Origin of the sequence: Arthrobacter sp. FW306-06-A (assembly GCF_021870055.1) — a bacterium.
In the GTDB taxonomy this organism is placed as follows: Bacteria; Actinomycetota; Actinomycetes; order Actinomycetales; family Micrococcaceae; genus Arthrobacter.
Map to the genome: position 1 here is coordinate 539,490 of NZ_CP084552.1, position 13,075 is coordinate 552,564.

General features: G+C 65.1%; 9 protein-coding genes and 3 riboswitches. Of the genes, 3 read left to right on the forward strand and 6 right to left on the reverse strand.

The window, feature by feature from the left end:
- Positions 1-5: 5 nt before the first annotated feature.
- From lipA to gcvP, 6 genes are all read right to left on the reverse strand, one after another.
- The gene (gene lipA / locus LFT49_RS02680) at positions 6-1,019 is read right to left on the reverse strand and encodes a lipoyl synthase (protein WP_237429679.1); all 1,014 of its coding nucleotides are present in this window, start codon (positions 1,017-1,019) and stop codon (positions 6-8) included.
- Positions 1,020-1,065: 46 nt separating this feature from the next.
- Positions 1,066-2,508, reverse strand: a complete 1,443-nt coding sequence (locus tag LFT49_RS02685) for an L-serine ammonia-lyase (protein WP_237429680.1) — start codon at positions 2,506-2,508, stop codon at positions 1,066-1,068.
- 291 nt (positions 2,509-2,799) lie between these two features.
- Positions 2,800-4,122, reverse strand: coding sequence for a serine hydroxymethyltransferase (glyA, locus tag LFT49_RS02690; protein ID WP_272910878.1), 1,323 nt, complete (start codon positions 4,120-4,122; stop codon positions 2,800-2,802).
- Positions 4,119-4,502 (reverse strand): glycine cleavage system protein GcvH, encoded by a 384-nt coding sequence (gene gcvH / locus LFT49_RS02695; protein ID WP_237429681.1) that lies wholly within the window; start codon positions 4,500-4,502, stop codon positions 4,119-4,121. Before gcvH ends, glyA begins: the two co-directional genes overlap by 4 nt.
- Before the next feature lie 45 nt (positions 4,503-4,547).
- Complete coding sequence (gene gcvT, locus LFT49_RS02700; RefSeq protein WP_236800784.1) at positions 4,548-5,660, reverse strand: glycine cleavage system aminomethyltransferase GcvT; 1,113 nt, start codon at positions 5,658-5,660, stop codon at positions 4,548-4,550.
- 9 nt (positions 5,661-5,669) lie between these two features.
- On the reverse strand, positions 5,670-8,534 hold the full coding sequence (gene gcvP, locus LFT49_RS02705) for an aminomethyl-transferring glycine dehydrogenase (protein WP_237429682.1): 2,865 nt from the start codon (positions 8,532-8,534) through the stop codon (positions 5,670-5,672).
- A gap of 153 nt (positions 8,535-8,687) precedes the next feature.
- Positions 8,688-8,787: riboswitch (glycine riboswitch) on the reverse strand.
- Positions 8,788-9,104: 317 nt separating this feature from the next.
- Positions 9,105-9,202: riboswitch (glycine riboswitch) on the forward strand.
- Between the two features lie 153 nt (positions 9,203-9,355).
- On the opposite strand from gcvP, the gene cycA reads away from it, so the two are divergent.
- The 3 genes from cycA to LFT49_RS22725 all read left to right on the forward strand — a co-directional run bounded on the left by cycA (position 9,356) and on the right by LFT49_RS22725 (position 13,025).
- On the forward strand, positions 9,356-10,867 hold the full coding sequence (cycA, locus tag LFT49_RS02710; RefSeq protein WP_236821126.1) for a D-serine/D-alanine/glycine transporter: 1,512 nt from the start codon (positions 9,356-9,358) through the stop codon (positions 10,865-10,867).
- Positions 10,864-11,790: a formyltetrahydrofolate deformylase gene (purU, locus tag LFT49_RS02715; protein WP_442863725.1), complete on the forward strand. Its 927-nt coding sequence runs from the start codon at positions 10,864-10,866 to the stop codon at positions 11,788-11,790. Before cycA ends, purU begins: the two co-directional genes overlap by 4 nt.
- A 91-nt stretch (positions 11,791-11,881) precedes the next feature.
- Positions 11,882-11,981, forward strand: a riboswitch (glycine riboswitch).
- A 153-nt stretch (positions 11,982-12,134) separates the two neighbouring features.
- Entirely contained in the window at positions 12,135-13,025 is an 891-nt protein-coding gene (locus LFT49_RS22725; RefSeq protein ID WP_373462141.1) for a methylenetetrahydrofolate reductase, read from the forward strand.
- Positions 13,026-13,075: the final 50 nt, after the last annotated feature.

Here is a 13,075-nt window from a genome sequence, read left to right on the forward strand (position 1 = left end):
GGCTGCTAGCCCGCCAGGAGGGTGGCGGCTTCCTGGCGGGTGGTGCCGGAGTCCTGGATGCCGTCGGCGATGTGGGCGAGTTCGGCGGGGATGTCGCGGCCTTTTTTGCGCATGGCGGTGGCCCAGAGGCGGCCGGCGCGGTAGGAGGAGCGGACCAGGGGTCCGGACATGACGCCGAGGAAGCCGATTTCTTCGGCTTCGTGCTGGAGGTCGACGAATTCCTGGGGTTTGACCCAGCGGTCCACGGGCAGGTGCCGTTCGGAGGGGCGCAGGTACTGGGTGATGGTGATCAGGTCGCACCCTGCTGCGTGGAGGTCGCGGAGGGCTTCGGAGATTTCCTCGCGGGTTTCGCCCATGCCCAGGATGAGGTTGGATTTGGTGACCATCCCATGGGCCCGGCCCTGGGTGATGACGTCCAGGGAGCGGTCGTAGCGGAACGCGGGCCGGATGCGCTTGAAGATCCGGGGCACGGTTTCGACGTTGTGGGCGAAGACTTCGGGTTTGGAGTCGCAGATCGCTTTGATGTGCTCGGGGTTGCCGGAGAAGTCCGGGATGAGCAGTTCGACGCCGGTGCCGGGGTTCAGTTCGTGGATCTTGCGGACGGTTTCGGCGTAGAGCCACACGCCTTCGTCTTCGAGGTCGTCGCGTGCCACGCCGGTGACGGTGGCGTAGCGGAGCTGCATGGACTGGACGGAGCGGGCCACCTTGGTGGGTTCGAACCGGTCCAGGGGTGAGGGTTTGCCGGTGTCGATCTGGCAGAAGTCGCAGCGGCGGGTGCATTCGGAACCGCCGATCAGGAAGGTGGCTTCCTTGTCTTCCCAGCATTCGAAGATGTTGGGGCAACCGGCTTCCTCGCAGACAGTGTGCAGGCCTTCCTTTTTCACCAGGTTCTTCAGCCCGACGAACTCCGGGCCCATTTGGACCTTGGCCTTGATCCATTCCGGTTTGCGCTCCACCGGGACCGCAGCATTGCGCTGCTCGATCCGCAGCATCTTCCGGCCTTCAGGTGCCAAAGTCATGATCGTTTTCCTTTGTTTGCTTGGGGGATCGGAGGCGTGCCGGGTGTCAGCATTCGACGACGTTGACGGCGAGGCCGCCCATGGCGGTTTCCTTGTATTTGGAGGACATGTCTTTGCCGGTTTCGCGCATGGTGATGATGACTTCGTCGAGGGAGACGCGGTGGGTGCCGTCGCCCCAGAGGGCCATTTTCGCGGCGTTGATCGCTTTGGCGGCGGCGATCGCGTTCCGTTCGATGCAGGGGACCTGGACCAGCCCGCCGATCGGGTCGCACGTCAGGCCCAGGTTGTGTTCCATCGCGATCTCGGCCGCGTTTTCCACCTGCGCGGGGGTGCCGCCCATGACCTCGGCCAAACCGGCCGCGGCCATCGAGGACGCGGACCCGACCTCGCCCTGGCAGCCGACCTCGGCCCCGGAGATCGAGGCCTGTTCCTTGTAGAGGACCCCGACGGCGCCGGCGGCGAGCAGGAACCGCACCACCACGCCCTCCCGGTCTTCCTTCGTGGCCTTATCCATGCCGGGGGCGAAGTGGAGCGCGTAGTACAGCACCGCGGGGATGATCCCGGCCGCCCCGTTCGTGGGCGCGGTAACCACCCGGCCGCCCGAGGCGTTCTCCTCGTTCACCGCCAACGCCACCAAGTTAACCCACTCCTGCCAATACCGTGAGTCGTGGAAGTCCCAGTCCTGGAAATCCAGGTCCTGGTTGTCCTCGCCGGGGCGTGCGCATTCCTTCTTCAGCCGGTCGTACCAGTCCGGGGCGCGGCGGCGGACCTTCAACCCGCCCGGCAGCACCCCCTCCCGCTTCAGCGAGGTCTGGACACAGTCGGCCATGACGGACCAGATGTGCAGCAAACCAGCCCGGATCTCTTCCTCGGACCGGGCGGCCTTTTCGTTGACCAGCATCACGTCCGCGATGCCCAGCCCGGTGTTCCGGCAGTGTTCCAGCAGTTCCGCGGCGGTCCGGAACGGCAACGGCAACTCCTGTTTGGACGCGTCCAGTTCCTGCTGCGCGGCGTCCTCCTCGCCCTCGCGGACGATGAACCCGCCACCGACCGAGAAGAACGTCGCCGCGTGCAGCACCTCCCCGCCAGCATCCGTCACCGTGAAGGTCATCCCGTTCGTGTGCCGCGGCAGCACCGTCAACGGCCGCAGCACCATATCCTCCACCCCGTACGGCAGCGGCACGGCACCGGCCAGGTTCAGGGTCCGGGTCTCCGCGATCGAGGCCAGCCGCTCCTCCACTTCCACGGGCAGGATCAACTCAGGATGGAACCCCTCCAACCCCAACAACACCGCGGTCATCGTCCCGTGCCCATGCCCCGTCGCCGCCAGCGAACCATACAAATCCACCCGCAAAGACGCCACGTCAGCCAGGACCCCAAGGCTTTTGAGTTCCTCCGCGAACACAGCAGCAGCCCGCATCGGCCCCACAGTATGCGACGACGACGGACCAATACCGATCGAAAACAAATCAAAAACGCCAACAGCCATGACGGGGATTCCTAACTAGAAAGTTCGTGGCGGGGTTGGGTGCGCCTGGCCGAATTCCTCCGCGTGCCCGGGGCCCACGCCGTCCGGGTTCCCTGGCCGAGCTTGCGAGGTTAGGGGGACGGTGGGGAGCACGTCTCCGGAATCCGTCCAGTCGTCAAGGCCGCACACCTAGACGGACCCCGCGAGCGTCGGCGGAGCCGGACTTTTCGAAAGCCTGCGTCAAAGCGAGGAACGAGCAGCAGGCGTGAAAATGTCCGGTCCGCCGACGCGGACGCAACCAGGGTGAAGCACTCAGGCGAGGTTGGTGATTGAGGGGTAGAGCGGGTGCGCTGCAGCCAAGGCCTCGACGCGGTGACGCAGGCTGGAAAGGTCCGCGTCGGCGTTGGCGATCAATGCCTCGGCGATGATGTCCGCAACCTCGCGGAAGGCGTCCTCTCCGAAGCCACGGGTGGCCAAGGCAGGGGTGCCGATGCGAAGGCCCGAGGTGACCATCGGGGGACGCGGGTCGAACGGCACGGCGTTGCGGTTGACGGTGATGTCGATCGCGGCGAGCCGGTCTTCTGCCTGCTGGCCGTCGAGTTCGCAGTTGCGCAGGTCAACCAGGACCAGGTGCACGTCGGTGCCGCCGGACACCACACTGATGCCCTTTGCGGTGACGTCCGGCTGGACCAGGCGCTCGGCCAGGGTCCGGGCACCGGCAAGGACGCGCTCCTGCCGCTCCTTGAACTCGGGGGACGCTGCGATCTTGAAGGCCACGGCCTTGCCTGCAATGACGTGCTCAAGTGGGCCGCCCTGCTGGCCGGGGAACACAGCCGAGTTGATCTTCTTGGCGATGTCGGCGTCATTGGAGAGGATGATGCCGCCACGCGGACCGGCGAGGGTCTTGTGCGTGGTGGAGGTAACCACGTGGGCGTGCGGGACCGGGCTCGGGTGCAGTCCGGCTGCCACCAGGCCGGCGAAGTGTGCCATATCCACCATGAGGTAGGCACCCACGAGGTCAGCGATCCGGCGGAACTCCGCGAAGTCCAGCTGGCGGGCGTAGGCCGACCAGCCGGCAACGATGAGCTGCGGCTTGGTTTCCAGCGCAAGCCGCTCCACCTCTGCCATGTCAATGGTGTGGGTGTCCTCGCGGACCTGGTACGGAACCACGTTGTAGAGCTTGCCGGAGAAGTTGATCCGCATGCCGTGGGTCAGGTGGCCGCCGTGGGCCAGGTTCAGGCCCATGATGGTGTCGCCGGGCTTGATCAGCGCGTGCATCACCGAGGCATTGGCCTGGGCCCCGGAGTGCGGCTGGACGTTGGCGTAGCCAGCACCGAACAGGGCCTTCACCCGGTCGATCGCCAGCTGCTCGATGACGTCCACGTGCTCGCAGCCGCCGTAGTAGCGCTTGCCCGGGTAGCCCTCGGCGTATTTGTTGGTCAGCACGGAACCCTGTGCCTGCATCACGGCCACGGCGGTGTGGTTTTCCGAAGCGATCATCTCCAGGCCATCGCGCTGGCGGACCAGTTCGTCGTCGATCTTGGCTGCGACCTCCGGGTCCAACGCGGAAAGGTCCGCGTTGAGGCTCGGGGAGACTACCTGCTCGAACACTGCGGTGTCAGCGGCCGCGCTCACAGTTCGCCGCCGTTTGCTTCGGCGTATTCCTCTGCGGACAACAGCGGGCCCTCTTCGGTGACGGTGACCTTGAAGAGCCAGCCGGCGCCGTACGGGTCGTTGTTGATCACGGCGGGGTCGCTGACGACGTCGTCGTTGACTTCCGTGACCTCGCCCGTAACGGGGGAGTACAGGTCTGAAACGGACTTGGTGGACTCGATTTCGCCACAGGTCTCACCTGCGGTCACCGTGGAGCCAACCTCGGGCAGGTCCACGTAGACAATGTCGCCCAGTGCTTCGGCGGCAACAGCGGACACACCAACCACGGACGGGCCGGAGCCGTCAGTGGCGATCCATTCGTGTTCGGCGGAGTACTTCAGTTCAGCGGCAACTTTAGCCATGGTGTTTTCCTTAAGTTTGGTGTTCAAGAGTGGGAAGCGCCGAAGCTACTTTTGGCGCTTGTAGAACGGCAGGGCAACAACTTCGAAGGGCTCGGCCTTTCCACGGAGGTCCACGTCCAGCGCGGTGCCCAGCTCGGCGTGCTCCACGTCGACGTAGGCAAGCGCAACAGGGTAGCCAAGGGTCGGGCTGGGCTGGCCGGAGGTCACTTCGCCCACCACGTTGCCGTCCTTGAGGACCGGGTAGCCACCCCGGCCGGCGCGCCGGCCGAGGCCCTTCAGACCGACGAGCTTGCGCTTGGAACCGGACTCCTTGGCCGCCTCGAGTGCAGCCCGGCCGACGAAGTCGCCTTCCTTGGACTTGAGCGCAACTACGGGGCCAAGGCCGGCGTCGAACGGTGAACGCTCAAGCGACAGCTCGTTGCCGTACAGCGGCATGCCGGCCTCAAGGCGGAGTGAGTCGCGCGATGCGAGGCCGCACGGAATGATGCCAAACTCTTCGCCGGCCTGGGCCACGGACTCCCACAGGGAAGCGGCGCCTTCATTCGGCAGGAAGAGCTCAAAGCCGTCTTCGCCGGTGTACCCGGTGCGGGCAAGGATGACGTCCTGGCCTGCGATGGTCAGCTCATTGAAGGCGTAGTACTTCAGGTCGGTGACCAGGGCGTGCTGGGATTCATCCGTGAGCTTGAGCAGGATCGCCTCGGCCTTGGGTCCCTGGACTGCGACGAGGGAGGTGGCCGCGGAAGCGTCCTCCACCTTCACATCGAAGTTGGCTGCCCGCTCGGCGAGGGCGGCCGCCACGGTGGGGGCGTTGCCGGCGTTGGGCACCACCAGGTACTTTTCGTCGCCAAAACGGTAGGTGATGAGGTCGTCGATGATGCCGCCGTCCTCGTTGCAGATCAGCGAGTACTTGGCCTTGCCATCCGCGATGGCGGACAACTTGCCCACCAGGGCGTAGTCGAGGAAAGCGCCGGCTTCGGGGCCGGTGACCCAGACTTCGCCCATGTGGGAGAGGTCGAACAGGCCCGCGGCTTTGCGGACGGCGTGGTGCTCGGCCAGTTCAGAGCCGTACTTGAGCGGCATCTGCCAGCCACCGAAGTCGGTGAAGGAGGCGCCCAGTTTCTTGTGCTCTTCATAAAGAGCCGTGTAGTTCTCAGTCATGGGGAATCCTTAGTTTTCGAACTCGGACAGCGGCGGGCAGGAGCAGATCAGGTTCCGGTCTCCACCGGCGCCGTCGATGCGCCCCACCGGCGGGAAGTACTTGTCCTGCTTGAGGTGGTGGACGGGGAAGGCAGCCTGCTCGCGCGGGTAGGCGCGGTCCCAGTTGGAGTTGACGACGGCGGACGCGGTGTGGGGTGCGTTGCGCAGCGGTGAGTCCTGGACAGTGAAGTCGCCGTTGGCCACCTGGTCGATTTCCTTGCGGATGGTGATCATGGCCTCGATGAAGCGGTCGATCTCGGCCAGGTCCTCGGACTCGGTAGGCTCCACCATCAGGGTGCCGGCGACCGGGAAGGCCAAGGTGGGGGCGTGGAAGCCGAAGTCGATGAGACGCTTGGCGACGTCCTCCGCGGTGACGCCCGTCTTGGCGGTGAGCTCGCGCAGGTCCAGGATGCATTCGTGCGCAACGAGTCCGCCTTCACCGGTGTAGAGAACCGGGAAGTACTCGTTCAAACGAACGGCAACGTAGTTGGCTGCGAGCAAGGCTGCCTTGGTGGCCTCGGTCAGGCCCTCGCCGCCCATGAGCTTCACGTAGGCCCAGGAGATCGGCAGGACACCCGCGGACCCGAAGTTGGAGGCGCTGATGGCCACGCCGTGGCCTTCCTGGTGCGCTGCCTTATTGGCATCGCCGGGCATGAAGGGCGCCAAGTGCGCCTTGGCTGCAACCGGGCCGACGCCGGGTCCTCCGCCGCCGTGGGGGATGCAGAAGGTCTTGTGCAGGTTCAGGTGGGACACATCGCCGCCGAACTTGCCGGGCTGGGCCAGGCCCACAAGGGCGTTCAGGTTGGCACCGTCAACGTAGACCTGGCCGCCGGCCGCGTGGACAGCCTCGCAGATCTCGGTCACGTCCGCGTCGTAGACGCCGTGGGTGGACGGGTAGGTGATCATGATCGCCGAGAGGACGTCCTTGTTCGCCTCGATCTTCGCGTACAGGTCCTCGTGGTCGATCGTGCCGTCGGCGGCCGTGGCAACGACGACGACCTTCATGCCGGCCAGGACGGCGGAGGCGGCGTTGGTGCCGTGGGCGGAGGCGGGGATCAGGCAGACGTTGCGCTGGGTGTCGCCGTTGGCACGGTGGTAGCCGCGGATGGCCAGCAAGCCGGCGAGCTCGCCCTGGGACCCGGCGTTGGGCTGGAGGGACACCTGGTCGTAGCCGGTGATTTCCGCCAGGTCGGCTTCCAAGCCGCTGATCAGTTCGCGCCAGCCTTCGGTCTGGGAGTCCGGGGCGAACGGGTGGATGGAGGCGAACTCGGGCCAGGAGATGGCTTCCATCTCGGCGGTCGCGTTCAGCTTCATGGTGCACGAGCCCAGCGGAATCATGGTGCGGTCCAGCGCCAGGTCGCGGTCTGAGAGCTTACGGATGTAGCGCAGCAGCTGCGTCTCGGACCGGTGGGTGTTGAACACCGGGTGCTGCATGTACTCGGAGGTCCGGAGTACCTCTGCGGGGAGGTCGAAGCCCTCGGCGTCCACCACCGGGCCGGCACCAAAGGCGACGGCGATCGCGGACAGGATTTCCGGCGTCGTGGTTTCATCCGTGGAGACACCGATGGTGTCGGCGTCGATGTAGCGCAGGTTGATGCCGCGTGCTTCAGCTGCGGTGATGACCTTTGCGGCCTTGCCGGGAACTGAGACGGTGACAGTGTCGAAGAACGTCTCGGTGGCCAGTTCCCGTCCGGCGGCCTTGAGGGTGGTGGCGAGGACGCGGGCGTTGTTGTGGACGCGCTCGGCGATGGCCTTCAGGCCGTCCGGGCCGTGGTAGACGGCGTAGAAGGAGGACACGATGGCCAGCAGCGCCTGCGCCGTGCAGATGTTGGACGTGGCCTTCTCGCGGCGGATGTGCTGCTCGCGGGTCTGCAGCGCCAGGCGGTAGGCCGGGAGGCCGGCGTCGTCCTTGGAAACACCCACCAGGCGGCCGGGCATGGAACGCTCCAGGCCCTTGGCCACGGCCATGTAGGCGGCGTGCGGGCCGCCGAAGAACAGCGGCACCCCGAAAGGCTGGGTGGAGCCGACGGCGATGTCGGCACCCTGCTCGCCCGGAGGGGTGATCAGGGTCAGGGCCAGCAGGTCAGCGGCCACCGTCACCAGCGCGCCGCGCTCCTTCGCTTCGGCGATGACGCCGGCGTGGTTGAAGACGCGGCCGGAGACGCCGGGCTGCTGGAGCACGATCCCGTTGATCGCGCCTTCAGGGAGTCCCTTGGACAGGTCGGCGACCTCAACCTCGAAGCCGAGCGCCTCGGCGCGGCCCTTGACGATGGCGATGGTCTGCGGCAGGACGTCGGCGTCCAGCACGGTCTTGCCGTCGCGGGCGCCAGCGTTTTGGCCGCTGGCCTTATTGGCCCTGCGCATCATCAGTACGGCTTCGGCCACGGCGGTGGCTTCATCCAGCAGCGAGGCGTTGGCGATGGGCAGGCCCACCAGGTCCTGGACCATGGTCTGGAAGTTCAGCAGCGCCTCCAGCCGGCCCTGGGAAATTTCGGGCTGGTACGGCGTGTAGGCGGTGTACCAGGCAGGGGCTTCCAGGATGTTCCGTCGGATGACGGCAGGGGTGATGGTGTCGTAGTAGCCCTGGCCGATCATCTGCACGGCAGTCTTGTTCTTGGCGGCGAGCCTGCGCAGTTCCGCAAGCACCTCAACCTCGCTCAGGGCGCCCTTGAGCGCGAGCGGCTTGGACTGGCGGATCGAACTGGGGACAGCGATGTCCACCAGGCCGTCAACGCTGTCATAGCCAACGGCCTTGAGCATGGTGTCGACGTCAGCCTGGCGGCGTGCACCAATGTGCCGGTCCGCAAAGACAGACGGTTGGGATTGAATCGTCATGAGGAACTCCAGGTTTGGCCGGCCACGGGTGGCTCGGCATGGATCGGGTCCCTCCCCGCTCTGTATTGGACCTGAGAGATTCCGCAAACCCAGCCAGGGCCTGCTTGCACCGTCGGTGAGCGCTGCCGGAGCAGCACTGCTTTCCAGAGTCGCCTCGCCGTGACGGTACATGGGCCTGAGAGATTCCTGGGGAGGATTTGCTCCTACGGCGCCTGCCCGGTGATGGCCGGGAGAACTCTCCCGCCACAGCTCGAAAGGCTTATTGAAATATGGGTGATTCGGCTCACAAGTTACAGGATGGCGCCCCCGGAGAGCAAATCGGTCCGCCATGCAGCGCGCTGGCAAGTACAGGTGCGTTACGCGGCGACCGTAATGCCGGGCTTGACTTTTGTTCGTGACGGACGCCACACTGAACCCCGTGATCCGGCCGGGCAGCGGAACTGGCCCAAAGAACGCTGGGCGCTCCGTCGCCGGCTGTGATTACCGGAGGCCCCGAAATGCACCGTGCGGCTTGAAGTCCACGGCGGATGCACTCCGATAACTGAACACTGATTTACCAATTAACGCTTTTGACCTGCGGCGGGAGAGCCCTGCCGGTACGTTCAGCAGGCGCCGTAGGAGCAAACCCTCCCCAGGAAACTCTCAGGCCCACGTACCGCCGCGGTGAGGCAACTCTGGAAAGCAGCCAGGCCCTGTCCTGGCTCACCGACGGTGCAAGCACGCCATCCCGGCGCGTGGAAACTCTCAGGTCCCAGACAGAGCGGGGAGGAAATCCAATCTTTGCGACACCCCGGGTGCCGCTCGAACGATGGAGTTCCTCAATGACGACCCACTCCCCGACGTCCCCCGGAAGCGGAGCCCCGCACCTGGAGCGGCAGCTCAGCAACCGCCACATCCAACTGATCGCCATTGGCGGCGCAATCGGCACCGGCCTGTTCATGGGTTCCGGAAAGACCATTTCGGCAGCCGGCCCCTCGGTGATCTTCGTGTACATGATCATCGGCTTCATGCTGTTCTTCGTTATGCGTGCCATGGGCGAACTGCTGCTCAGCAACCTCAACTACAAGTCGTTCAGCGATTTCGCCGCAGACCTGCTGGGCCCCTGGGCCGGCTTCTTTACGGGCTGGACCTACTGGTTCTGCTGGGTCATCACCGGCATCGCTGATGTCATTGCCATCGCGGGCTACTCCCGTGAACTGTGGCCCGGGGTGCCCCTGTGGATCCCCGGCTTGGCCACCGTGGCCATCCTGCTCCTGCTGAACCTCACCACCGTCAAGGCCTTTGGCGAGACGGAGTTCTGGTTCGCTCTGATCAAGATCATTGCCATTGCAGCTCTGATCATTGTTGGCCTGTTCATGATCTTCACCGGTTTCCAGTCCGACGCCGGCCCTGCCACCTTCACCAACCTGTGGAGCCACGGCGGATTCTTCCCGAACGAGTTCATGGGCTTCGTGGCCGGCTTCCAGATCGCAGTCTTCGCCTTCGTGGGCATCGAACTGGTGGGCACCACCGCGGCCGAGGCCAAGAACCCTGAGCGGAACCTGCCCAAGGCCATCAACTCCATCCCCATCCGCGTGCTGCTCTTCTATGTAGGTGCCCTCATCATCCTGATGGCTGTCACCCCCTGGACCGAGTTCAGGGCAGGCCACAGCCCGTTCATCGCCATGTTCTCCCTGGCGGGCCTGGGTGCCGCCGCCACCGTGGTCAACCTCGTGGTGCTGAGCTCCGCAATGTCCTCCGCGAACTCCGGCATCTACTCAACCTCACGCATGGTCTTCGGCCTTGCACAGGAAGGCGACGCTCCGGACGTCTTTGGCAAACTGTCCCGGCGGAAGGTGCCCCAGAACGCACTGTTCCTCTCCTGCGTGCTGCTGCTGTCCGGCGTCGTCCTCATGTATGCGGGCCAGGACGTGGGCAAGGCCTTCGACATGGTGACCACTGTGTCCGCTGTCTGCTTTGTCTTTGTCTGGTCGATCATCCTGGCCAGCTACATCGCCTTCCGCCGCCGCCGGCCGCACCTGCACGACGCATCGAAGTTCAAGATGCCCGGCGGTATTGCCATGGTCTGGGTGGTCTTCGCCTTCTTCGGCTTCGTGATCTGGACCCTCACCACCCAGCCAGACACCCTGGTGGCCCTGCTGGTCACCCCGGTCTGGTTCATCCTGCTGGGCGCCGCATGGTTCGTCCTCCGCCGCCGGCCCGCACACCAGGCCCGTTTTGCCACGTTCCAGGCTGAACTGCAGGCAGACCAGGACTTCGCCGACGCCGCATCCGGCAAGGCTTCCCGTCCGGGTGCCGCCGCAGAAGTGGGGGAAGAGCGGGTCAAGCGGTGATCGGCACGGAAACCCGCACATCGCAGGCGGGCACGGCCGCGGCCGGACAGCGCCAGGCCATGGTTCCCGAAACCGGCAAGGAATTCGTGCTGACCTTCCATTGCCCGGATGCCCTTGGCATTGTCCAGGCGGTGGCGGCATACCTGCTGGAGCAGGAATGCTACATCGTGGACATCAAGCAGTTTGGCGACAGGGCAAGCGGCCGGTTTTTCATGCGCATCCACGTCACCTCGCAGGTAGAGATGGAACTCGACCGCCTCCGCTCCGGTTTTGAACAAGTGGCCCGGGAATGGCGGATGGACTGGCGCCTGGAACGGCATGGCCGCAAGCAGCCCATCCTGGTGATGGTGTCCAAGTACGACCACTGCCTCAACGACCTCCTGTTCCGTGCCCGCAGTGGCGAGTTGCCCGTCCGAATTGCCGCCGTGGTGTCCAACCACCCGGACCTGGAACCCCTTGCCGCCTGGCACGGTGTTCCGTTCCATCACATTCCCGTGACCCCGGATACCAAGGCGGATGCTGAAGAGCGCCTGCTGGAGCTGGTAGACCACTACGCCGTGGAACTGGTGGTGCTGGCCCGCTACATGCAGGTACTCGGCGACGAAGCCACTACCCGACTCAGTGGCAAGGCCATCAACATCCACCACTCGTTCCTGCCCAGCTTCAAGGGTGCAAAGCCCTACCACCAGGCGTACGAGCGCGGCGTCAAAACGGTGGGCGCGACTGCCCACTACGTCAACTCGGAGCTGGACGAGGGACCCATCATCTCTCAGCAGGTGATCGAGGTGGACCATACGTATTCCGCCTCTGACCTGGTCACCGTTGGCCGCGACGCTGAATGCAAGGCACTTACCAATGCGGTGCGCTGGCATGCTGAAGGACGAATCGTTTTGTCCGGCAACCGGACGGTCATTCTGCGCTGATTGCCGGCCCATCCATGCGGCCGGCGCCGCATCCCATCCAGTGACGGGACGGGCGCCGGCCGTTGAACCACTACATCTGAAGACAGCCTTTCGAGCTGTGGCGGGAGAGTTCTCCCGGCCATTACCGGGCAGGCGCCGTAGGAGCAAATCCTCCCCAGGAATCTCTCAGGCCCATGTACCGTCACGGCGAGGCGACTCTGGAAAGCAGTGCTGCTCCGGCAGCGCTCACCGACGGTGCAAGCAGGCCCCGGCTGGGTTTGCGGAATCTCTCAGGTCCAATACAGAGCGGGGAGGGACCCGATCCATGCCGAGCCACCCGTGGCCGGCCGAACCTGGAGTTCCTCATGACGCCTCAGTCCCTTACGGCACCATCCCATGCATCAGTGCCTGCCGACCAGCCCACCGGCGGTTTCAGGCGGGAGCTGCCGGTCCAGATTCAAATCATTCCCGCTGAGGGCATTGCCGCCCGCGTCCAGGCCGACGTACCTGCCGGGACGGCGCTGACGGTGTCCTGCTTGCCCCGCGAAGGTGTAGGGGCAAGCATTCGCACAGCCATCGAGCTTGCCTACCTCGGCTTTGAGGTTGTTCCGCACCTGGCCGCACGAAGCATCGAAAGCCGGGCGCAGCTGGCCGGTGTAGTCCGGAACTGCCACGATGCCGGTATTGCCGAGGTTTTCGCCGTCGGTGGTGACGCAGGGGAACCGGCCGGGCCCTACGACAGCAGCCTTCGGCTGCTGGAAGACCTCGCGGAACTGTCCGGTGGCCGGATCCGGGCCGGCGTGGCGGGCTACCCGGAAGGACATCCGAGCCAAACTGAACTGCACATGCTTGATGCTTTGCTGGAGAAGCAGCATCTGGCCTCGCGGGTGGTGACACAGCTGTGCTTCTCGGCTCCCCGCATCCAGTGGTACGCCGAAACGCTGCGCCGGGAAGGTGTGCGGCTGCCTGTGTGGGCAGGGGTATCCGGGCGCCTTTCCCCGGGCGCAGCTGATTCGGGCCGCCCTGAAAATTGGCGTGGGCCCATCCCTGAAACTCCTGAACCGGCGTGGCCCCCTGGGCCGCCGCCTGCTCAAAGGCGGTCTTTACTCGCCCACGACGATCCTGACCCAAACTGGAGGACGGCGGAGTGGTGGAGGGTGCCCACGTTTTCACCTTCAATAATCTGGCGGACGCCAGCTAACGGGCGGTTGCCAGGAGGGCAGAGGTACGGGACGCGGGAAGTTAAGCATGCTTAGTGTTTATCCACATAGGATGGAAAGTGCACGGCAGCTAACCCGCTGCAGGT

Excerpts from the sequence above, each read along its gene's own strand:
- lipA (WP_237429679.1), bottom strand. The coding sequence starts at position 1,019 with ATGACTTTGGCACCTGAAGGCCGGAAGATGCTGCGGATCGAGCAGCGC.
- LFT49_RS02685 (WP_237429680.1), bottom strand. The coding sequence starts at position 2,508 with ATGGCTGTTGGCGTTTTTGATTTGTTTTCGATCGGTATTGGTCCGTCG.
- gcvH (WP_237429681.1), bottom strand. The coding sequence starts at position 4,502 with ATGGCTAAAGTTGCCGCTGAACTGAAGTACTCCGCCGAACACGAATGG.
- gcvT (WP_236800784.1), bottom strand. The coding sequence starts at position 5,660 with ATGACTGAGAACTACACGGCTCTTTATGAAGAGCACAAGAAACTGGGC.
- gcvP (WP_237429682.1), bottom strand. The coding sequence starts at position 8,534 with ATGACGATTCAATCCCAACCGTCTGTCTTTGCGGACCGGCACATTGGT.
- cycA (WP_236821126.1), top strand. The coding sequence starts at position 9,356 with ATGACGACCCACTCCCCGACGTCCCCCGGAAGCGGAGCCCCGCACCTG.
- LFT49_RS22725 (WP_373462141.1), top strand. The coding sequence starts at position 12,135 with ATGACGCCTCAGTCCCTTACGGCACCATCCCATGCATCAGTGCCTGCC.